The sequence below is a fragment of the Micromonospora sp. LOL_025 genome (genome assembly GCF_048060285.1).
GTDB lineage: Bacteria > Actinomycetota > Actinomycetes > Mycobacteriales > Micromonosporaceae > Micromonospora.
The window spans coordinates 19820-40244 of the sequence record NZ_JBHMIR010000040.1 but is presented as its reverse complement, the minus strand read 5'-3'; the positions used below and the strand labels follow the sequence as shown (position 1 = coordinate 40244).

The 20425-nt window shown below is 73.2% G+C and carries 20 protein-coding genes, 2 tRNA genes and 1 other RNA gene; 14 read left to right on the top strand and 9 right to left on the bottom strand.

Annotated features, from left to right (window positions below):
- The coding region (locus tag ACFHW0_RS29055) for a DNA polymerase III subunit gamma and tau (RefSeq protein WP_416612744.1) at positions 1–1262 on the bottom strand (1262 nt) is incomplete at its 3' end.
- Positions 1263–1369: 107 nt separating this feature from the next.
- Positions 1370–1459, bottom strand: an RNA gene (gene ffs, locus ACFHW0_RS29050) — signal recognition particle sRNA small type.
- An 82-nt stretch (positions 1460–1541) separates the two neighbouring features.
- On the opposite strand from ffs, the gene ACFHW0_RS29045 reads away from it, so the two are divergent.
- The 8 genes from ACFHW0_RS29045 to ACFHW0_RS29010 all read left to right on the top strand — a co-directional run bounded on the left by ACFHW0_RS29045 (position 1542) and on the right by ACFHW0_RS29010 (position 6879).
- Positions 1542–1626 (top strand) — tRNA-Ser (locus tag ACFHW0_RS29045).
- 493 nt (positions 1627–2119) lie between these two features.
- Entirely contained in the window at positions 2120–2440 is a 321-nt protein-coding gene (locus tag ACFHW0_RS29040) for a hypothetical protein (RefSeq protein WP_416612742.1), read from the top strand.
- Positions 2441–2598: 158 nt separating this feature from the next.
- Complete coding sequence (locus ACFHW0_RS29035) at positions 2599–3399, top strand: sulfite exporter TauE/SafE family protein (protein ID WP_416612740.1); 801 nt, start codon at positions 2599–2601, stop codon at positions 3397–3399.
- A 205-nt stretch (positions 3400–3604) separates the two neighbouring features.
- Positions 3605–4219 (top strand): hypothetical protein, encoded by a 615-nt coding sequence (locus ACFHW0_RS29030; RefSeq protein WP_416612738.1) that lies wholly within the window; start codon positions 3605–3607, stop codon positions 4217–4219.
- Positions 4216–4746, top strand: a complete 531-nt coding sequence (locus tag ACFHW0_RS29025) for a hypothetical protein (protein ID WP_416612736.1) — start codon at positions 4216–4218, stop codon at positions 4744–4746. The genes ACFHW0_RS29030 and ACFHW0_RS29025 overlap by 4 nt, the downstream gene beginning before the upstream one ends.
- A gap of 52 nt (positions 4747–4798) precedes the next feature.
- Positions 4799–5350, top strand: a complete 552-nt coding sequence (locus ACFHW0_RS29020) for a DUF5872 domain-containing protein (RefSeq protein ID WP_416612734.1) — start codon at positions 4799–4801, stop codon at positions 5348–5350.
- Between the two features lie 481 nt (positions 5351–5831).
- A complete protein-coding gene (locus tag ACFHW0_RS29015) occupies positions 5832–6344 on the top strand; it encodes a SigE family RNA polymerase sigma factor (protein WP_416612732.1) in 513 nt (170 codons plus the stop codon).
- Entirely contained in the window at positions 6325–6879 is a 555-nt protein-coding gene (locus ACFHW0_RS29010) for a hypothetical protein (protein WP_416612731.1), read from the top strand. Before ACFHW0_RS29015 ends, ACFHW0_RS29010 begins: the two co-directional genes overlap by 20 nt.
- A 229-nt stretch (positions 6880–7108) precedes the next feature.
- On the opposite strand, the gene ACFHW0_RS29005 is transcribed toward ACFHW0_RS29010, so the two are convergent.
- A tRNA-Ser gene (locus tag ACFHW0_RS29005) sits at positions 7109–7195 on the bottom strand.
- A gap of 75 nt (positions 7196–7270) precedes the next feature.
- Between ACFHW0_RS29005 and deoD the strand changes: the two genes are divergently transcribed.
- A complete protein-coding gene (gene deoD / locus ACFHW0_RS29000; protein WP_416612729.1) occupies positions 7271–7978 on the top strand; it encodes a purine-nucleoside phosphorylase in 708 nt (235 codons plus the stop codon).
- A gap of 197 nt (positions 7979–8175) precedes the next feature.
- Here the strand turns inward: deoD and ACFHW0_RS28995 are convergent, their stop codons facing one another.
- The 4 genes from ACFHW0_RS28995 to ACFHW0_RS28980 form a co-directional block, all read right to left on the bottom strand.
- Entirely contained in the window at positions 8176–8622 is a 447-nt protein-coding gene (locus ACFHW0_RS28995; protein WP_416612746.1) for a nucleoside deaminase, read from the bottom strand.
- 184 nt (positions 8623–8806) lie between these two features.
- Positions 8807–9334 carry a tRNA adenosine deaminase-associated protein gene (locus tag ACFHW0_RS28990; RefSeq protein ID WP_416612727.1) on the bottom strand — a complete coding sequence of 176 codons (528 nt, stop codon included), beginning with the start codon at positions 9332–9334 and terminating at the stop codon, positions 8807–8809.
- Positions 9335–9457: 123 nt separating this feature from the next.
- Positions 9458–9625, bottom strand: a complete 168-nt coding sequence (locus ACFHW0_RS28985) for a hypothetical protein (protein ID WP_165947875.1) — start codon at positions 9623–9625, stop codon at positions 9458–9460.
- A 143-nt stretch (positions 9626–9768) separates the two neighbouring features.
- A complete protein-coding gene (locus ACFHW0_RS28980) occupies positions 9769–10161 on the bottom strand; it encodes a hypothetical protein (RefSeq protein WP_416612725.1) in 393 nt (130 codons plus the stop codon).
- A 60-nt stretch (positions 10162–10221) separates the two neighbouring features.
- On the opposite strand from ACFHW0_RS28980, the gene ACFHW0_RS28975 reads away from it, so the two are divergent.
- From ACFHW0_RS28975 to ACFHW0_RS28965, 3 genes are all read left to right on the top strand, one after another.
- Entirely contained in the window at positions 10222–10983 is a 762-nt protein-coding gene (locus tag ACFHW0_RS28975) for a peptidoglycan DD-metalloendopeptidase family protein (RefSeq protein WP_416612723.1), read from the top strand.
- A gap of 204 nt (positions 10984–11187) precedes the next feature.
- Positions 11188–14079 carry a glycosyl hydrolase gene (locus tag ACFHW0_RS28970; RefSeq protein ID WP_416612721.1) on the top strand — a complete coding sequence of 964 codons (2892 nt, stop codon included), beginning with the start codon at positions 11188–11190 and terminating at the stop codon, positions 14077–14079.
- Positions 14080–14144: 65 nt separating this feature from the next.
- A complete protein-coding gene (locus ACFHW0_RS28965; RefSeq protein WP_416612719.1) occupies positions 14145–15221 on the top strand; it encodes a PHP domain-containing protein in 1077 nt (358 codons plus the stop codon).
- A gap of 192 nt (positions 15222–15413) precedes the next feature.
- Here ACFHW0_RS28965 and ACFHW0_RS28960 read toward each other — a convergent pair whose 3' ends face one another.
- The gene (locus tag ACFHW0_RS28960) at positions 15414–16547 is read right to left on the bottom strand and encodes an EamA family transporter (RefSeq protein WP_416612717.1); all 1134 of its coding nucleotides are present in this window, start codon (positions 16545–16547) and stop codon (positions 15414–15416) included.
- Between the two features lie 222 nt (positions 16548–16769).
- Between ACFHW0_RS28960 and ACFHW0_RS28955 the strand changes: the two genes are divergently transcribed.
- Together ACFHW0_RS28955 and ACFHW0_RS28950 are read left to right on the top strand one after the other, a co-directional pair.
- Entirely contained in the window at positions 16770–17171 is a 402-nt protein-coding gene (locus ACFHW0_RS28955; RefSeq protein ID WP_416612716.1) for a hypothetical protein, read from the top strand.
- 9 nt (positions 17172–17180) lie between these two features.
- A complete protein-coding gene (locus ACFHW0_RS28950; RefSeq protein WP_416612714.1) occupies positions 17181–18851 on the top strand; it encodes a DUF885 domain-containing protein in 1671 nt (556 codons plus the stop codon).
- A gap of 59 nt (positions 18852–18910) precedes the next feature.
- On the opposite strand, the gene ACFHW0_RS28945 is transcribed toward ACFHW0_RS28950, so the two are convergent.
- On the bottom strand, positions 18911–20314 hold the full coding sequence (locus ACFHW0_RS28945; RefSeq protein WP_416612712.1) for a DUF6114 domain-containing protein: 1404 nt from the start codon (positions 20312–20314) through the stop codon (positions 18911–18913).
- Positions 20315–20425 lie beyond the last annotated feature (111 nt).

Genomic DNA, 20425 nt, shown 5'->3' with positions numbered 1-20425 from the left:
CCCGGGTCGGCCCCGGTCGTGGCGGGTACGGGCTCGGGGCGTACGGGAGGAGGGGACGCGACCGGCGCGGGGCCGGCGGCGGCCGGCGGCGCGTCGGTGCCGGCGAGGGTGAGCCGGCGCTCCATGCGTTCGAGGCGCTGGAGCAGACCGCCGGTGCTGTCGTCGGCCCCGGGCAGCAACATCCGGGCGCAGATCAGCTCCAGCAGCAGCCGGGGCGCGGTGGTGCCGCGCATCTCCACCAGGCCGTTGTGCACGATGTCGGCGCAGCGGGACAGCGTGGCCGGGCCGAGTCGCTGGGCCTGGGCGGCCATCCGCTCGATCTGGTCGGCCGGGCCGTCGATCAGGCCCTTGGTGGCGGCGTCCGGCACCTGCTGGAGCACGATCAGGTCGCGCAGCCGCTCCAGCAGGTCGGAGGCGAACCGACGCGCGTCGTGCCCGGCCTCGGCGACCCGGTCGACGGTCGCGTACGCCGTCGCGCCGTCCCCGGCCGCCAGCGCGTCGCACATCTCGTCGATGAGGGCGGCGTCGGTCACGCCGAGCAGGGCGGCGGCGCGGGTGTAGGTGACGCCCTCCGGCCCGGCCCCGGCGATGAGCTGGTCGAGCACGGAGAGGCTGTCCCGGGCGCTGCCGCCGCCGGCGCGCACCACCAGCGGGAAGACCGCCGGCTCGACGGCGACGCCCTCGGCCTCGCAGAGCTGCTCCAGGTAGGGCCGGAGCACCTTCGGCGGGATCAGCCGGAACGGGTAGTGGTGGGTCCGCGACTTGATCGTGCCGAGGACCTTCTCCGGCTCGGTGGTCGCGAAGATGAACTTGACGTACTCCGGCGGCTCCTCGACCAGCTTGAGCAGGGCGTTGAAGCCGGCCGACGAGACCATGTGCGCCTCGTCGATGACGTAGATCTTGAAGCGGCTCTTGGCCGGCGCGAAGATCGCCTTCTCGCGCAGCTCGCGGGCGTCGTCGACGCCACCGTGGCTGGCCGCGTCGATCTCCAGCACGTCGATCGAGCCGCCGTCGGTGGCCAGCTCGCGGCACGAGTCGCACTGCCCGCACGGCTCCGGGGTGGGGCCCTGCTCGCAGTTGAGCGAGCGGGCCAGGATCCGGGCGCTGGAGGTCTTGCCGCAGCCGCGTGGGCCGGAGAAGAGGTAGGCATGGTTGAGCCGCCCGCTGCGCAGCGCCTGCGACAGCGGCTCGGTGACGTGCTCCTGCCCGATGACCTCGGCGAAGGTACGCGGCCGGTACTTGCGGTAGAGCGCCAGTGCCACTCGTCCCGCCTCCTCTCGACCGAGCCATTCTGCGCCGGTCGGGCGCGGGTGACCACCCACCACCCCGTGACCTGACCCGCAGGGACGTTACCGGGACCCGGAGACAAAAAGGCCTCCCGTGCACCCGGCAGAGCCCGCTTATCCTTGCTGCCTTCCGGCCCTGGGGAGGTTCACGAGATACCGCCGCACGGGAGGTACCGCCAACCCTACCCGACGCCGCATCGATCTTCAGGGGGTGGTGGGGTGGCCCACCCGCCGGGGACCTGTATCCTCGTCTGCGGAGGATTCGCCTAGAGGCCTAGGGCGCACGCTTGGAAAGCGTGTTGGGTTAACACCCTCACGAGTTCGAATCTCGTATCCTCCGCTCGCTGAGCAGCACGAACGCGAGGGCCGACCCCATCGGGGGCGGCCCTCGCGCCGTTCCTGCCGGGCGCCACGGCGACCCACTGGTTACGCTCCGCCGACATGTGTCGATGCCCCGTCGACGATCGGTCGGTGGCGGTTGCGCCTCTCGACGGGTGACGCCGGAAGGGGCGATCGGCTTGGGCAGGAATCCGCGCTGGCTGCTCTGGGCGCAACTGGTCGCGATGTCCTGCGTCCTTCTCTCCCAGGTGGGGTCGGGATTCGACCGACCGCTGGAGGATCATCGTTGGCTGCGGGGCGGCCGGAATGGCGCTGTACTGTGTCGCCGCGCTGATCATCGGCCGCAACAGCGGCAACGCCGAAGAAGGGTAGAAGATCCCGGGTGAGCGAGCGGGCGACCGATCCCGGAGTTCGACGAATGCGACTGCCCGGAGAAGGCCGACGCGGCCCTGGAGCGTACGGAGGCCGGGGCCGGGCCGGCGCTTCTCTGGCTGGTGCTGGACGAGTTCCACCCGCCCGCCGTCGTCCTTCCCCGGATCAGGCGCGGGCTCCGGTCGCGGGACGCGCAGACCAGGGCGAACGCGGTGCAGTCGCTGGGTCACTTCGGACGCCTGCACCGCGACATCGACGTCGAGTCGCTGGCCCTGCTCCGGGGCGCGCTGCGCGACCGTACCCCGCTCGGCGGCTGCCAACTGCGCGGCTACGCCGACGACGCGGCGGACGACATCGGCATGTTCGTGCCCCGGCACCGCCTGCCCCGCTGGCTGCGCCGCCGCCACGCCGGGCCCTGGCGACCGCGCCGGATGCGAAGGTGAACGCCGCCGACGAAGCTACCGGTCACGGCGTGATCCCTGCCGCACGTCGATCACCGGGCACGACTCCCGTCCTACGCTGACAGTCGCATCCGGCAGCGAGACAACCGGGCGGCGGCGACCTGCGGGCGACGACCGGCCCGGGGAGAGCGCAGACACGAGTGGACGCAACACTGAACGTCGCCCAGGGGCTGGCCGTGCTGGCCGCCGGGGTCGCGGCGGGCGCCATCAACGCGGTGGTGGGCTCGGGCACGCTGGTGACCTTCCCGGTCCTGCTCTCCCTCGGCTACCCGCCGGTGGTGGCGAACGTGTCGAACACCGTCGGGCTGGTACCGGGGTCGTTCTCCGCGGCGTACGCCTATCGCCGGGAGCTGGCCGGGCACGGTGGCCTGCTGGCCCGCCTGGGCGTCGCCGCCGCGCTCGGCGGGGTCACCGGCGGCGTACTGCTGCTGCTCCTGCCGCCCGGCGCGTTCCGGGCCATCGTGCCGGCGCTGATCATCCTGGCGTTGGTGCTCGTGGTGGTGCAGCCGCGACTGGCGCGGGCGTTGGCCCGCCGGCGGCCGGTCGCGGACGACGCGGGCGCGTCGTCGGCCGGCGGTCAGGCGGTACGGCGGGTGGGGCCGCTGCTGCTGCTCGGCGTCTTCGGCACCGGGGTGTACGGCGGCTACTTCGGCGCCGCCCAGGGAGTGCTGCTGCTGGGGCTGCTCGGGGTGCTGCTCTCCACCGACCTGCGCTGGGTCAACGGGGTGAAGAACGTGCTCGCCGGCCTGGTGAACGGGGTCGCGGCGGTCCTGTTCGTCGTGGTGGGGAACGTGGCTTGGCAGCCGGCGCTACTGATCGCGGTGGGCTCGGTGGTGGGGGGCCTGGCCGGCGGCCGGTGGGGACGCCGGCTCCCGCCGGTGGCGCTGCGCGCCATCATCGTGGTCGTCGGGCTCGCCGCCCTGGTCAACCTGCTGCTCTGACCGCCGGGCGGAGCAGGTCGCCTCGGCGCGGGCACGCGTGGAACACCACGGGTGTAAGGCCGCAGTTCGCCCCGGAACGGGCCGACAGCGCGAAATCGCGGGGCGGTGCCGGCAGGGGACGATTCGGTACGGTGCGGAGGGCGGCGGAGGCGGGTTTCGTCGTACACATGTTCCATCCACAGGCTGTGGACGGCGGAGGACTCCCATGGGTTACCAGCTCAGCGCGGTCGTCGCGGACGCCGAGCTGCTGCGCGAGCAGACCGCCGACCTCGACCACGCGGTCCTGGGCGAGCTGCGCCAGGACTTCGCGCTGCTGCCGGTCACCCCGCAGCTCGTCGAGGAGCTGACCGGCACGCTGCCCGACTTCTCGGTGGCGGAGCGGTCGCCGGAGGAGCCGTTCCACCTGTCGCTGTCGGCACCCCTGGCCGACGCCCTCGCACGGTGGTCGCGGTCGGGTCCGGTCGCGTACCTGGAGGCGGAGTTCGCCGGCGGCGCCGGCTACCAGTCGGCGGTGGTGTGGCTCGGCGGCCAGGTGAGCTGGGGGCCGGGGTTCGACCGACTCTTCGACGGGCCGCGAGCCCAGTGGCCGCTCAACGCGGCGCTCGCCCGGCTCGGGGCGGAACCCGGCGCATGGATCGACCCGTTCGCCGAGCTGGGCCTGCACGTCGAGCGGAACACCGCCGGCTGGCTGGCGCACGGGCGCCGGCGGCTCAGCGCCGACTACTGGGACGAACTGGCTGAGGAGTGGGAAAACCGGCAATCTGCGGGCGGGCAGCAACCTGAACGGCCCGGTCCCGTTGGGGACTGGGGGATTCCATGAAATTGCGACAATTTGGCTTTATCGCCGCGCTGACGACGGCTGCCTGGGTTTCGGGCAGCGGCGCACATCCGCCGTCGTCCGATTTGGGCGGTCGGCCCGTCGGGGCCGTCGAGGTGGTCGACCTCAACGGCCTGCGCGACGTCGAGTTCGGCGACACCGAGGACGAGCTGACCCGGCGGGGCATCCTGCGCTCCGACGTCGACGCCTGCGGCCCGGCGCTCGCCGGGTACGACACGACCAGCCCCATCTTCGTCGACGACCGGTTGGTGCTGCTCTGGCTCGGCGAGGCGACCCGCACCCCGCAGGGAGTCACCGCCGGCATGCCGGTCGAGGAGGTCCGCAGCCGCTACCCGTCCGTGCGCGAGCTGGACGCTCCACAGGGGACGTACCGGCTCGACGGGCTGCTCGCCCGGCAGGGCGACCGGGCGTACCTCTTCCTGCACGACGGGCGGGCGGTGAAGAAGATCATCGCCGGGTACGCCGACTGGGCCCAGCGCCTCTTCCACGAGGGCCACAGCCCCTGCTGAACCCTGCCCAGGCTCGACGCATGGAGGCCGTAAGGTGGGGTAACCGCCGGGCATGGCGCGGTACACGAAGCCCGAACTCCGGGAGCAGATCAAGGAAGAGGTCAAGGCCTCCGACAAGGGCGGCCGGCCGGGACAGTGGTCGGCACGCAAGTCGCAGCTGGTCACCCAGGAGTACAAGAGGCGTGGCGGGGGCTTCGTCGGCCCGAAGGACGAGCGGCAGAAGTCCCTACAGCGCTGGGGCGGCGAGCACTGGCAGACCAAGGAGGGCGACACCCGGGCGCGGCACGGCGACGAGACCAGCCGTTACCTGCCTGAACAGGCATGGAAGGAGCTCTCTCCCGAGCAGCGGCGCGCGACCGACGCCAAGAAGCGGAAGGAATCGAAGTCCGGCAAGCAGTTCGTGGCGAACACCGGACCGGCCAAACAAGCCCGCCGTAACGCCACGGCGGCCGAGCGGCTGTCGGAGCTGCCGGTCGCCGAGGCGGCCAAGCTCGTCCGCGACCTCGACAAGGGCCAACTGAAGTCCGCCCTACGCCGCGAGCGCGACGGCAAGTCCCGCAAGACGCTCATCAAGCGGCTGGAGTCGGAACTCACCCGCCGCTGACCGCCCCCCGCCCCCGCCCTCGCCCTCTCTCGCAGCGTCGATCATGCACTTGTGGTGGGAAGTAACCCCCTATACGCCCCATTCACGGGGCACCACAACTGCATGATCGACGCTGGTCGGGGAGGCTCGACGCTGGGTGGGTCGAGGGCTCCACGGAAGGCGTACACCCCATCCCGTTCATGGGGTCGATCGGTCGTGCAGCTCGATCCGCATCTGCGCGTCCGCTTGGTCGAAGGTTCCCGGTAGGGACTCCGAACAGCGGCGGACGATCCCGAATGGGACCGGAACCGAGACCGCGCCGGGCTCGTCTCCCTGGTAAACCTGCTTGGCGCACGGCCACAGCTCGCGACGCAGCGTCGGGCCAAGGGATTTGCTTCGACCAACCGGACAGGCGTACGCGCCACCGAACCGTCGGCGACTGTAACCCGCACGCCCTCAGCGGTGTGTATACCGGTGACGGCCACGGAGAGGGACGGCGCGGATGGATACGACCGACGACTTCGACGCCTTCTACACGGCGACTTCAGCGCGCGTCGTGCATCAGGTGTATGCCGTCTGCGGGGATCTCGGCGAAGCTCAGGACGCCGTGCAGGAGGCGTACGCCCGCGCCTGGATACGGTGGTCGCGGCTGTCGGGCTACGACGACCCTGAGGCGTGGGTACGGACCGTCGCGTGGCGGTTGGCGGCCAACCGATGGCGCAGCGCCCGGCGCTGGCTGGCCGCGCTGGCCAGGCTCGGCCCGCCCGTGACGGCCGCCGGACCGACGCCGGACCGGGTCGCGGTGATGACGGCGCTAGACCGACTGCCGGAGGCGCAACGGCGGGTCGTGGTTCTGCACTACCTCTGTGACCTTCCGGTCGCCGAGATCGCCGAGGCCACCCGCATGCCCGTCGGCACAGTCAAGGTCTACCTCGCCCGCGCGCGGACGGCGCTCGCCTGTGTGCTCGGTACCGACGACGAACGGAAGGAATCCGATGTCAGCGCCCATCCGTGAGGCCATCGCGGCCCTCGATCACGACACCGCCGCCCTGAGGCTGGCACCACCAGCGCAGGTGCGTGCCCGCGGAGAGACTCTGCGCCGGCGGCGTGTGGCCGGCGGCGTGGCGGCGGCCACCGTCCTGGCCGTCGCCGGGGTGTTCACTGCCGTCTCGCCCACAGCCGAGCGCGGGACGAACCCGCCCCCGCCAGCCATGGGTGCGAGCGCGGCGGCGACGAGGGCGGTCGAGGTGGACTGCGGCAGCCACGTGCTGCGCCAGTCCGAACGCCTGCCGGACACGGCGATCGCCTGCCTCCTCGACGCGGTGGGGGCACGCCGGCCCGCCCGCCTCGCCGAGACCCGGCCGACGATGGAAGGCGACCCGATCCACACCGTCTACGTTGCCGGGGCCGACGGTGCCGTACAGGTCACGATCGATAGCCGACAGGACAGGTTCGGCGTCCCGCGCATCACCCGGCGGACGTGCACCGGAGCGGTCGTCGAACACCGGCACATCGGCTTCACGCAATGCTCTTCGCCGGAACCCGCCTGACCCGACCTGCCGTGCCGCCGCCACTTCCTGCTGGGCCCGGTACCTCAGCATCAAGCACAGAGAGCGGTCCAGACGGCGCAAGTCCGCCGGGACACTGTCCAGCGCGTCGGCGGGTTGCTGTGGGAACGCCCGCCAGACAGTGCAACCGACCCTCGGAGCCAACCAGACCCACAAGCGGAACGCCCGGCCGATCCTCGCGGATCTGCCGGGCGTTTGCGCTGTTCACGAGCGGTGGCGGCGGGATTTGAACCCGCGGAGGGCGTAAACCCTCACACGCTTTCGAGGCGTGCTCCTTAGGCCACTCGGACACGCCACCGCCGAGAAGGGTACATGACCCCGGGTTCGGACGCCGAACCGGTATGCCCGGGGGCGGCCTGGCAGGATCCTTGCCATGAGTACGCACATCGGCGCGAAGCCGGGAGAGATCGCCGAGCGGGTCCTGATGCCGGGCGACCCGCTGCGGGCCAAGTGGATCGCGGAGACCTACCTCGAGGGCGCACAGTGCTACTCGACGGTCCGGGGCATGCTGGGCTTCACCGGCCGCTGGAACGGCGTCGAGGTCTCCGTCCAGGGCTCTGGCATGGGCATGCCCTCCGCCTCCATCTACGCCCACGAGCTGGTCAACGAGTACGGCGTGAAGAGCCTGATCCGGGTCGGCTCCTGCGGGGCCCTGGCCGAGGACCTGCGGCTGCGCGACGTGATCGCGGCGATCGGCTCGTCCACCGACTCGAACATGAACCGGATGCGCTTCGACGGGCTGATCGACTACGCCCCGGTGGCCGACTTCGGGCTGCTGCGTACGTCGGTCGAGGTGGCCGAGCGGCGCGGCATCGCGATGCGGGTCGGGCCGATCCTGGCGGCGGACGCCTTCTACACCGACCGCCCGGACCTCTACGACAGCCTCGCGGACTACGGCGTGCTGGCGGTGGAGATGGAGTCGGCGGCGCTCTACACGATCGCGGCCCGGTTCAAGGCCCGCGCCCTGACCCTGCTGACCGTCAGCGACCACATCAAGACCGGCGAGAAGACCACCTCCGAGGAGCGTGAGCAGACCTTCAGTCAGATGGTCGAGATCGCCCTGGACACGATCGTCGCCTGACCCCCCGCCGGCTTCCACGCCGCCCGTCATCCCCGGATGGCGGGCGGCGCCGCGTCTGACCACCGTCGCCCCGGAAACCGCCTGCCGGGTCGGCCGGCCCTACCGGCGTCCCGGGCCGACGCCGGTCAGGTCCTCGGCGGGGGCGCAGAAGTCGCGCGGGGTGCCTGTGTGCGACGGGACGCCCGGCGGAAGGGGCGTCAGCGGAAGAAGGCGCGCAGGATGGCGGCGCTCTCCGACTCCAGGACGCCGCCGTAGACCTCCGGCCGGTGGTTGAGCCGGCGGTCGCGCAGCACGTCCCACAGCGATCCGGCCGCCCCGGTCTTGGGCTCCCAGGCGCCGAAGACCACGGTGGATACCCGGGCGAGCACCAGCGCGCCCGCGCACATCGTGCAGGGTTCCAGGGTCACGACCAGGGTGCAGCCGTCGAGCCGCCAGCGGCCCAGCCGTTCGGCGGCCCGGCGCAGCGCCAGCACCTCGGCGTGCGCGGTCGGGTCGCCGGTCAGTTCCCGCTCGTTGCGCCCGATCGCCAACTCGGTGCCGTCCGGCCCGTAGAGCACGGCGCCGACCGGGATGTCGTCGGCGTCGGGGCCCGCGCTGGCAGGGCTGTCGGGGCCGGTGACGGCCACTTCCAGCGCCCGGCGCATCCACAGCTCGTGCCGCTGCCGCCGGCCGGCGCCGTCCGGCTCGGCCAACCCCTCGTGGGCGCCGGGCCCGACCCGGCCCGCCGCGCCCGGGGTCGGCTGCCCGGGGCGTACGGTGCCCAGCGCCGGGTCGGTGGCGTCGGCCGGCTCGGCGCCGCCCACCCCGGCCCGGCCCGGCCCGGACGGCTCAGACCTCACGCAGTTCCTCGACCTCGTCGGCGCAGCCGAGCACCTGGCACACCTCGGCGGTGACGTCGGCCGGCATCATGCCCTCCTGCGCGCAGAGGTTGAGCAGCTTCTGCGCGGAGATGCCCAGGTCGGCCAGGAGGTCGGCCTCGCCGACCGGATCGGCCTCGGGGTCGACAGCGGGCTGCTCGGTGTCATCGTCGCCGCGGCCGGACGGGCGCGGATCCTCGGTGTCGTCCAGCCCGGTCACCGAGGTCTTCAGGTCCCCGACCAGCAGGGCGCCCAGCCGGGACTCCTCGGCGTAGGCCGAGTCGGAGCCGAAGATTCGCAGGTCCTCCCCCTCGTCCAGGCGCATGACCACCAGGTACGTGTCGTCCGCCTCGACGAAGAGCAGCGACAGGTCGGCATCGGAGTCGACGTCGCGCAGCCGGTCGGCGACGTCCTCGATGTCGGTGACGCCCCGCAGGTTCACCTCGGCGGCCGTCCAACCGCTGTCGTCACGTACGACGGCCGCAGCGAAGTACGACACGGTTCCCCCAAAAGAGCCTCGGCAGGCCGACCCGTTACGCGTGCACGTTAGCCGGTCGGGTCGGCAGGCGACCGGTCAACGCCCCGAAGGGCCGGTCAATCCTGGGGGAAAGTCTGCCTGTCGTCAGCCGGCGACCCGGCGGCGGGTGGCGATCAGCTCCCGCAGGCGCTCGCTGCGCACCCGCTGCGGTCGTACGCGCTGGCGTACCGCCCGGGCGCCCGCCAACTCGGCGAGGAGCTGCTGGCGACGGCGGCTGCGCTCGGGATCGAGCCGCGGAGTGGTCCAGGCCATAACGCCGAGGGTGCCGAGTTCGGGCGGCCACGTCAAGGCGGGATTCGCTGCGCAGCCGGCCCGCGACGCAGCGCAGCCACGGGCCCGCCGGAAAGGGTCCCGGGCGGCGGGTCGCGGCCCGGCGGGACGGGCCCGGACCGGGCTCACCAGAGCGGCCAGTCCCCGCTCGACGCCCACCGCACCGTCACGATGGCGGCGGCGATGCTCCACCCGCCGGCGGTGACGATCGCGATCCCGGTGGCCACGCCCCGGTCGCCCGCGCGGACCAGCAGCAGCGCGACCAGCCAGGCCAGCCCGCCGGCCAGCAGCGTCCACCAGGCGTACCCGGACACGCCACGACCGAGCAGGCCGAACAGGAGCAGCCAGACGGTCGCCACGGCGGCGCCGGACGCGACGCCCGCGCCGGTGACCGGGTGCGGCTCGCGGTAGGTGGGCTGGGACGGCGGCCCGGAGGGGAAGAGCCCCGAGGGGACCCGTGGCGCCGGCCGGAAACCGGCGTCCGGCTCGGGCGGGAAGGCGTACCGTCCGGTCGTCATCGACCCCTCCCCTTCTGCCGTGCGCCTCCACCACCGTACCGACTCTGTCAGGATGACCGGATGCCCTCGCCGACGATCGGACGCCGCGCGCGCCCGGCGTACCCGGTCCTGCTGGTGCTCGTGCCGGTGCTGGCCGCCGGCTGCGCGACGACGCGGCCCGGGACGACGCCGGGCGAACCCCGCCCGAACCTGCCGGCGACGGCCGGGCAGCCCGCGCCGCCGGCCGCCACCCCGACCGGCGCCGGCACCCGGACGGCCGCCGCCCCGACCGGCCCGTCGACCGCGCCGACGCGCGCCGGGCTGCCGCACGTCTTCCCGGTACGCGCGGCGGACGTCGCCTACCACCCGACCCACTCGGCCTATCCGGGGACGGACATCTTCGCCGACTGCGGCGAGCCGGTCGTGGCGGTGACCGACGGCGTGCTGCTGGAGGTCAGCCGGGTCGACCGGTTCGACAAGCGCGGTCCGCGGGGGCCGCACAACGGCGGGCTGTCGGTGTCGCTGCTCGGCGACGACGGGGTGCGCTACTACGGCTCGCACCTGCGCCGCATCGCCGACGGCATCGACGCCGGGGTGCGGGTGCGCGCCGGGCAGCGGCTCGGCGAGGTGGGCCGGACCGGCAACGCGAACAACGTCTGCCACCTGCACTTCGGCATCTCCCCGCCGTGCACCGGCCGGGACGGCTGGTGGATCCGCCGGGGCGTGGTCTGGCCGGCGCCGTACCTGAACTCGTGGCGGCGCAAGGGCAACAAGGAGCCGGCCGCCGAGGTGGCCGCCTGGCACCGCCGGCACGGCTGCCCGAAGGCGCCGCCGGCCGCCTGACGACCGCTCCCGTTTGTCGTCATCAGCGCTTCATCGGTCGGAAACATTGACGGAAGTCTCGACGCTGGGCTAGCGTCCCGCTGCAAGAGAGCGCTCTCTGAGGCCCCTTTCCACACAATTCGCCCGCAGAACGCGCCCGTCCCCGACCGGCGCTCCCCGACCGGAGGCACTGTGACACCTCCTGCGACACGCCGCACGTGGGCCGTGGCGGCCACCTCCGCCCTGGCCCTCGCCCTCGGCGGCCTCGCCGTCGTGACCACCACTCCCGCCCAGGCCGCCACCGTCGGCGCCGGCAGCTACACCACGGACCGCGTGGGCCCCCTGCCCACCGGCTGCGGAGACATGACCACCAACCCCCGGCAGTTCGCCACCGCCGACGCCCCCGCCGGGCCGATCCCCACCAACGACTGGTGGTCGTCGCTGCTCTGGAAGCGGACCAACTGCTCCTACAGCGAGCCGCTGCACGCGCACCCGGTCTCCTACCAGCCGGCCGGCGACGGCCTCGGCCTCTCGGCCACCTCCACGCCCACGATCAGCGGCACCGCGACCGGCGTCGGCGAGTTCAAGTACACGTACTCCGAGGACATCCGGGTCGGCATCGCCGGGCTCGGCGCCCCGGTCGTCAAGGTCGACGGCTGGACCGACTGGACGGTCACCCCGTACTGGAACGACGGCGCCCGGACCATGCGCGCCACCATCGGCCACGGCCTGCCGTTCGCGTACTTCCGCACCAGCGGCGGCGACGCCCTGATCAACGCCACCGGCGGCAGCGCCACGGTCTGGTCGAACAGCGGCGCCACGATCGGCTTCACCGTCCGGGGGCACGACTACGTCGCGTACGCGCCCACCGGCGCCACCTGGTCCGTCAACGGTGGACGGATCACCTCCAACCTGGCCGGCAGGGGCTACTTCTCGGTCGCCCTGCTGCCCACCACGCCGAGCACCGACGCCGCGTCCCGCGCCGAACTGGCCACCACCTACGGCCGGTACGCCCACGCGCACGTGACCGGCACCCGGGTCTCGTACGCGTACGACCAGGCGACCAGCACCGTCAACACCACGTACGCCTTCACCACGACCGCCCGGGAGGGCACGGCGAACCAGACGGTCGTCAGCCTCTACCCGCACCAGTGGCGGTCGCTGACCGGCTCCACCCCGCTGGCGCTCACCTACCCGTCGGCGCGCGGCCGGATGAAGGTGCTCACCGGCGTCAACGCGTTCCGCACCTCGATGAAGTTCAACGGGGTGCTGCCGGAGGTCCCCGCCGTCGCCACCGGCACCGGGGCGGACCTGACGACGCTGCGCAACCACCTGGCCGCGGTCAGGGGCAACCCGATGGACCAGCGCGGCGGCGACACCTACTGGACGGGCAAGGGCCTGGGCCGGGCCGCCCGGATCGCCGAGATCGCCGACCAGGTCGGCGACGCCGAGACCCGGACCTCCGCGCTGAACGCCATCCGGAGCACGCTCAACGACTGGCTCACCGCCACGCCCGGGGAGACCGAGGGCGTCTTCCACTACGACCGCAACTGGGGAACCCTGATCGGCTACCCGGCCTCCTACGGCTCCGACCAGGAACTCAACGACCACCACTTCCACTACGGCTACTACATCGCCGCCGCCGCCACCCTGGCCAAGTTCGACCCGACCTGGGCCCGGCAGGACCAGTACGGCGGCATGATCGACCTGCTGATCCGGGACGCGAACAACTACGACCGCACGGACAACCGCTTCCCGTACCTGCGCGACTTCGACATCTACGCCGGGCACGACTGGGCCGCCGGGCACGGCTCCTTCAACGCCGGCAACAACCAGGAGTCCTCGTCCGAGGGGATGAACTTCGCCAACGCCCTCATCCAGTGGGGGCAGGCCACCGGCAACACCGCCGTACGCGACGCCGGCATCTTCATCCACACCACCCAGGCCGCGGCGATCCACGAGTACTGGTTCGACGTGACGAACGAGAACTACCCGGCGGCGTTCGGGCACTCCACGGTCGGCATGGTCTGGGGTGACGGCGGCGCGTACGCCACCTGGTTCAGCGCCGAGCCGGAGATGATCCAGGGCATCAACATGCTCCCGGTCACCGGCGGGCACCTCTACCTCGGTCACCACCCGGCGTCCAACCGCGCGAACTACCAGGAACTGGTGCGCAACAACGGTGGGGAACCGACGGTGTGGCAGGACATCCTCTGGCAGTTCCTGGCGCTCGGCGACCCGGACGCGGCGCTGGCGAAGCTCCGCGCGAACCCCGGGTACACGCCCGAGGAGGGCGAGAGCCGGGCACACACCTTCCACTGGATCCGCAACCTCGCCGCCCTCGGCACGGTGCACACCGGAATCACCGCCAACCACCCGCTGGCGTCGGTGTTCCAGCGCAACGGCGTCCGCACCTACGTGGCGAGCAACATCACCGCCGCGCCGCTGACGGTCACGTTCTCCGACGGCACCCGGCTCGCCGTGCCCGCCGGGAAGACGGCCACCAGCGGGGCGTACACCTGGAGCGGTGGCTCCGCGACCGGTGGGGTCACCGGCACGCCGCCGCCCACGACCACCCCGCCGACGACCCCGCCGCCCACCACGGCCCCGCCGACGACCCCGCCGCCCACCACCCCGCCGCCGTCGGCGGACTTCCCCACCCGGTACCTGCTGCCGGGCGGCGGGCTGGCCGCGGCCGGCGGCCCGGCGACCGCCACGGTGGCCGGCGCGGGCGGCGCGAACCGCGACGGCACGCCGACCAACCCGCAGGTCTTCACCGCGACGGGCCTGGACCTGGCGTACGCCGGCGGGCAGACCGCCTTCGACCTGTTCCTCGACGCCGGCAACGCGGTCGGCAACGGGGTGCAGGTGCGGGTCTCCTACGACCTGACGGGCAACGGCAGCTGGGAGCGGGTGGAGACGTACCGCTACTTCGCCACCGACCCGGTTCCCGGGTACGAGCGCTACACCCAGCAGAGCGGCCTGCACTCCGCCACCGGCGCCCTCGGCAACCTGTCGAACGGCACCGTACGGGTGGAGGTCTGGTCGGCGATCGGGAACAACCCGACCACCCTCGGCATCGGCGACCGGTCGCTGGTGAAGCTGCCGCACTCCTGATTCCGTGGGCCTCCGCGCCGTCGGTCGTCTGACGACCGGCGGCGCGGAGGCGTATTTTCCATGGCATGAGCGTCCGGGACCCCATCGCCGACCTGCGCCGGATCGCCTTCCTCCTGGAACGGGCGAACGAGGCGACCTACCGGGTCCGGGCGTTCCGGTCGGCGGCCACGGCCCTCGCCGCGCTGCCGGGGAGGGAACTGGCCGAGCGGGCCCGCACCGGCAAGCTCACCGAGCTGTCCGGGGTCGGCGACGTCACCGCCCGCTGCGTGGCCGAGTCGCTCGCCGGTGAGGAGCCGGTCTACCTGCGCCGGCTGCTCGCCACGGAGGGCACGGACCTGGACGCGGCGGCCACCGCGTTGCGTACGGCGCTGCGCGGTGACTGCCACACCCACTCCGACTGGTCCGACGGCGGCTCACCCATCGAGGAGATGGCGCTCGCGGCGGTCGAGCTGGGCCACGAGTACGTGGTGCTGACCGACCACTCGCCCCGGCTGAAGGTGGCCCGGGGGCTGACCGCCGACCGGCTGCGCCGGCAGCTCGACCACGTGGCGAAGGTCAACGACGCGCTGCCGGAGGGCTTCCGGATCCTGACCGGCATCGAGGTGGACATCCTCGCCGACGGGTCGCTCGACCAGGACGAGGAGCTGCTGGCCCGCCTCGACGTGGTGGTCGGCTCGGTGCACAGCGGCCTGAACGACGACCGGGCGAAGATGACCCGGCGGATGCTGACCGCGATCGCAAACCCCCACCTGGACATCCTCGGCCACTGCACCGGGCGGATGGTGGCGTCCCGGCCCGCCGGGGTCAAGGGACCGGGCGACCGGGCGCACCGGCCCCGTACCCGGGCGGAGAGCGACTTCGACGCCGACGCCGTCTTCGCCGCCTGCGCCGAGCACGGGGTGGCCGTCGAGATCAACTCGCGGCCGGAGCGGCAGGACCCGCCGAAGCGGCTCATCCGCCGGGCGCTGGAGGCGGGCTGCCACTTCGCCGTCAACACCGACGCGCACGCCCCCGGGCAGCTCGACTGGCAGCGGTTCGGCTGCGAGCGCGCCGCCCTCTGCGGCGTGCCCGCCGACCGGGTGGTCAACACCTGGGACGCCGACCGGCTGGTGGACTGGGCCCGCGGGCACGCCGCCGGCTGACCGCCGGCTGACCGCCGGCTGACCGCTGGCCGCCGTACTGCCCGGACGGCGCCCTGGCCGGGCCCGCGAGCTCCGGGAGGTGGTACCGCCGGCCGTCGGCCCGGGGTGATGGCGCCACGGCACGCTGTCGAGCTGCCCCGTCCATGGGACCGCGGCGCAGCGGGCGGTCCTCGTGGTGACGGCCGGGATCGGTCAGCAGCGGGCAGCCGGCGCGGCAGGCACCGACGGGTCGGCCGCCCCGGGGGAAACGGGCTGCACGGCGGCGGCCCGCATGGTCGCGGCATCGGCCGGCACGGTCGCGGCGGCCTCGGGCACGCTCGCGGCATCGGCCGGCACGGTCGCGGCGGCCTCGGGCACGGACGGCTCGGGGGCACGGGCCGTGGCCGGCTCGGGGACACCGGCGGGTGCGGGCCGGCGGCCGATCAGGCCCTGCGAGACGGCGACGCCGAACAGCACGATGAGCGCGCCCACCGGCTGGTGCCAGGTGAGCCGCTCGTCGAGGGCCAGGGCACCGATCAGTACCGCGAACACCGGTACCAGGTAGGTCACGGTGGAGGCGGTGCTCGCCCCGGCGACCCGGATGTTGCGCAGGTTGATGACGAAGGCGAGGCCGGTGCCGAGCGCGCCGAGCGCGAGCACGCTGCCGAGCACCTCGGCAGAGAGGCCGGTCGGGGCCGGCGGCGCCCCCGCCACCAGCGGCGCGACGACCGCGAGCTGGGCGGTCGCGACCAGCAACTGCGCCGCCGAGAGCGAGAGCCCGGAGTGCGCGCTGCCCGCGACGAACTTCTTCTGGTACGGGATGGCGACGCCGTAGCAGGCGGCCGCGCCCAGGCACATGAGCTGCCCGGTGAAGTGGGCACCGCCCACCCCCTGCCAGACCCCGAGCACCACCAGCACCCCGGCGAAGCCCAGCGCCATGCCGACCGCCCGGCGTGCCGTCAGCCGCTCGGTGCGGAACACCAGCACGGCCAGCGGCAGCACGATGAGCGGGGTGGTGGCGTTCCAGATACCCGCGAGCATCGACTCGACGCGCTGCTCGCCGTAGCCGAACAGGGTGAACGGCACGGCGACGCCGAACGCGGCGACCACGGTCAGGTGCGCCCAGACCCGGGGCTCGGCGGGCAGCCGGTCGCGGAGCACGGCGAGCACCAGCACAAGGGTCACCGTGCCGGCGGCGACCCGGTAGAGGGTGAGGTGGAGTGGATGCAGTTCCCCGATGCCGATCTTGATGAACAGGAAGCTGGAGCCCCAGATGGCGGCCAGCGCCAGGAACCCGGGCAGCCAGCTCCGCAGCGCCGCCCGGTCAGGAGTGGAATCCACTGTCACCCCTGACACTCTGCCGCAGGCGTACGACGAAGTCCCGCGACTTTCTCCACGCCGTGTCGACCACCACAGGAACCGCCTACGCTGGTGGCGCGTTGTCCACCCCGAGGAGGTGCACGCCGTGGCGATGCCGATGCGCTTCGACCCGCTCGTCGACCTCGACGGCATGTGGACGACCGAGTTCGCCGACCGATACCTCCCGTTGCCGGGGCTGTGTTCGGGCAGGTGAATCTGACCTTCTCGCCGCGGCGCTGGATCCAGCCCGACGTCACCGTCCTGCACGCGCTGCCGAAGACCGATGAGGAGGACCGGTGGATCCCGGCCCACCTCTGCACGATGGCGGTGGAGTTCGTCTCGCCCGGCAGCCGCCGGCAGGACTTCGTCGACAAGCCCGTACGGTGCGCGGAGGGGCGGGTGCCGTACTTCCTGCGGGTCGAACTCTCCCGCCGGCCGGGGCATGCCCAGGCGGAGCTCTCCACCCTCGGCAGGTTCGGCGGCTACGACACCGTCGCCAGGGCGGTCGGCGGCTTTCGGTCGACCTGCCGTTCCCGATCGACTTCGACCCCGCCGACCTGCTGCCCTGAACACGCAGCACGCGTTCGACAACCCGTCGGTGCCCTCACGTAGGGTCGCAGCGTGGGACGAATCGATGACCTCGCGAACCGCTACGTGGCCGAGTGGGCGCCGCTGAGCCCGATCGGCGCCACCTACGTCGGCATCGCCGGCTACGACGACCAGCTCGACGACCTGTCGCCCGACGGTTACACGGCCCGCGCGGAGCTGATCCGGCGGACGTTGGCCGAACTCGACGTGACCGAACCGGAGTCGGAGGCGGAGCGGACCGCCAAGGAGGCCATGCAGGAGCGGCTCGGCCTCGACCTCGCCCGCTACGACGCCGGCGAGGCTAGCAGCGAGGTCAACGTGATCTCCAGCGGTCTGCACGAGGTCCGCATGGTCTTCGACCTGATGCCGACCGAGGGCGACGACGCCAAGGCCGACGTGGCGGCCCGGCTCAACCGCTTCGCGAGCACCCTGGAGGGCTACAAGGCGACGCTGCGCGAGGCGGCCGCCGCCGGCCACGTCAGCGCCCGGGTCCAGCTCGTCGAGGTCGCCAAGCAGTGCGACATCTGGGTCGACCCGGACGGCGACAACTTCTTCCACGGGCTGGTCGAGCGGCTGGGCGCCGACGGCACCCTCGGCGCCGAGCTGCGGCGGGGCGCGGCGGCGGCCACCGCGGCGACGGCCGAGTTCGGCCAGTTCCTCCGCACCGAGCTGGCCCCGCTCGGCCGGGAGAAGCAGGCCGCGGGCCGCGAGCGCTACGAGCTGGCGTCGCAGTACTTCCTCGGCGCCAGGGTCGACCTCGACGAGACGTACGCCTGGGGGTTCGAGGAGCTGGCCCGGCTGGAGGCCGAGATGCGGGCGGTGGCCGGCCGGATCGTCGGCCCCGGCGCCACCATCGACGAGGCGGTCGAGGCGCTCGACGCCGACCCGGCCCGGACGATCCGGGGCAAGGAGGCGTTCCGGGACTGGATGCAGGCGCTCGCCGACAAGGCCATCGGCGACCTGCACGGCACCCACTTCGACATCCCGGAGCAGGTACGCCGCATCGAGTGCTGCCTCGCCCCGACCAGCGACGGCGCGATCTACTACACCGGCCCGAGCGAGGACTTCTCCCGCCCCGGGCGGATGTGGTGGGCGGTGCCGCAGGGCATCACCGACTTCTCCACCTGGCGGGAGGTGACCACCGTCTTCCACGAGGGCGTGCCGGGTCACCACCTCCAGGTCGCCCAGACCGCCGTCCGGGCCGAGCTGCTCAACCGCTGGCAGCGGCTGCTCTGCTGGGTCTCCGGGCACGGCGAGGGCTGGGCGCTCTACGCGGAGCGGCTGATGGACGAGCTGGGCTACCTGGAGGATCCGGGCGACAAGCTCGGCATGCTCGACGGGCAGGCGTTCCGGGCCGCCCGGGTGATCGTCGACATCGGCATGCACCTGGAGCTGGAGATCCCGAAGGACAACCCGTTCGGCTTCCGTCCCGGCGAGCGCTGGACTCCGGAGCTGGGCTGGGAGTTCATGCGGGCGCACTGCCGGGTGCCGGACGAGAACCTGCGTTTCGAGCTGAACCGCTACCTCGGCTGGCCGGGGCAGGCCCCCTCCTACAAGGTGGGCGAGCGGATCTGGCTCCAGGCCCGTGACGAGGCGAAGGCCCGCAAGGGCGCCGACTTCGACCTCAAGGAGTTCCACCGCCAGGCGCTCGACCTCGGCTCGCTGGGGCTCGACCCGTTGCGCAAGGCGCTCGCCCGCCTCTGACCCCGGCGGTGCGGGGCCGGAGGGACACCGGCCCCGCACCGGGTGGTGGAGGAGTGAGGTCAGGAGAGGGTCAGCTCCAACGCCGGCCGGGCGGTCAGCGTGTCGCTGGTGACGAACGCCAGTTCCATGGCCGGCTCGGTGAAGGTGATCGGAACAGGTGACGTGATCGGCAGGCCGTCGGGGAACGGCAGGTCCGGAGCCAGCGTGATCTCGATGCCGAGCAGCCGCCCGACGAACCGGGTGGCGTAGAAGGCGACGTCCCCCTGCACCGTCAGCCGGTCCGTGGCGAACCGCATCGTCCGGTCGGCCGGCCCCGGCGAGCGGAGCAGGAAGTCATCGGTGACCGCTCGGTCCATGGTGAACTTCAGCGCTCTCAGGCTGCTGTCGGCGGTCGGCAGGTCGACGGTGCCCTCGAACCGCAGCCCGACCATGGTCACCTCCGAACCGGTGAGCTTCGACGGGACCGCCGCCACCATCGGCTGCCCCGGGTCGGCGGCGATCCGGGGCAGCGGTCTGCCCGGCACCACCTGCCCGGGTCGGCCCGGCTTCGGGCTGGCCGGGGCGCACACCCGGCCGGGAGCCGCCGGCCGACCCGTGGCCGTGGGCCGGACGCTCGGCGTGGCCGTGGGCCGGACGCTCGGCGTGGCCGTGGGCCGGACGCTCGGCGTGGCCGTGGGCGTCGCCCGGCGGGCCGCCTCCTCATCGTCGCCCCTGCCGCCATCCAAGAGGTCGCCGATGCCGCCGAGGATGTCGCGTCCGCCGCCGGCCGACGGAGACGGGCTGGGAGCGGTCGGGGTCGGCGCACCCGGCGTTCGGGCAGGGGCCGGCGTCGCACCCGGCGTGCCGCTCGGGTCCTCCGGCGCGCCCGGCGTGCCGCTCGGCGCGGGTCGCGTTCCCCCCTGGCCGGGCGCCGTGGTCGGGCAGGCGGCGGTCGGCGAGGCCACGGCCTGCACCGACCTGGGGCCGGGCGCGGCGAGTGCCACGGCGGCGGCAAAAGCGAGCAGTACCGGCAACACCACGTACGGTCGAAGAACGCGCGGCCCGGCGGCGGGCCCCGGCGATGGGGTGGGGCGGGCGTCCGGCGTCCAGGCGAAGCCGAGGGCGCCGCCGACCAGGCCGAGGAGCAGCCCGACGAAGAAGCCGCCCGGATCGACCCTGACCAGCGAGAAGAGCGCGGTGGCCGAGGCGACCACCGCGTAGAAGACCCCCTGCTGCGGGCTGAACCACAGCAGCAGCCCACAGGCGACCAGGACGGTGGGGACCACCCAGGAGAGGAAGCCTGCCGGTCCCAACTGGAAGGTGAGGCTGCCGAGCGACATCTGGGTGGCACCGAGGATCTCCACGCCGGCCAGCGCGATCAGCAGGCCGCCCCAGAACGGTCGCACCCGCCGCCAGCGGCGGAACCCGTGCCACGCCTCGCGGAACCGGCCGCGCCACGCGGGCTGCGGATCGACGGTCGTCACGTACGCCTCCTGCCGGAACCAGAGGGGAGGGGTCGGGCCGCGGAGTGAGATCCCGCGGGCCTGGGGGATGTCGCGCGGACGGCCGGCCGGCGACAGGACGGCCTCCCACCT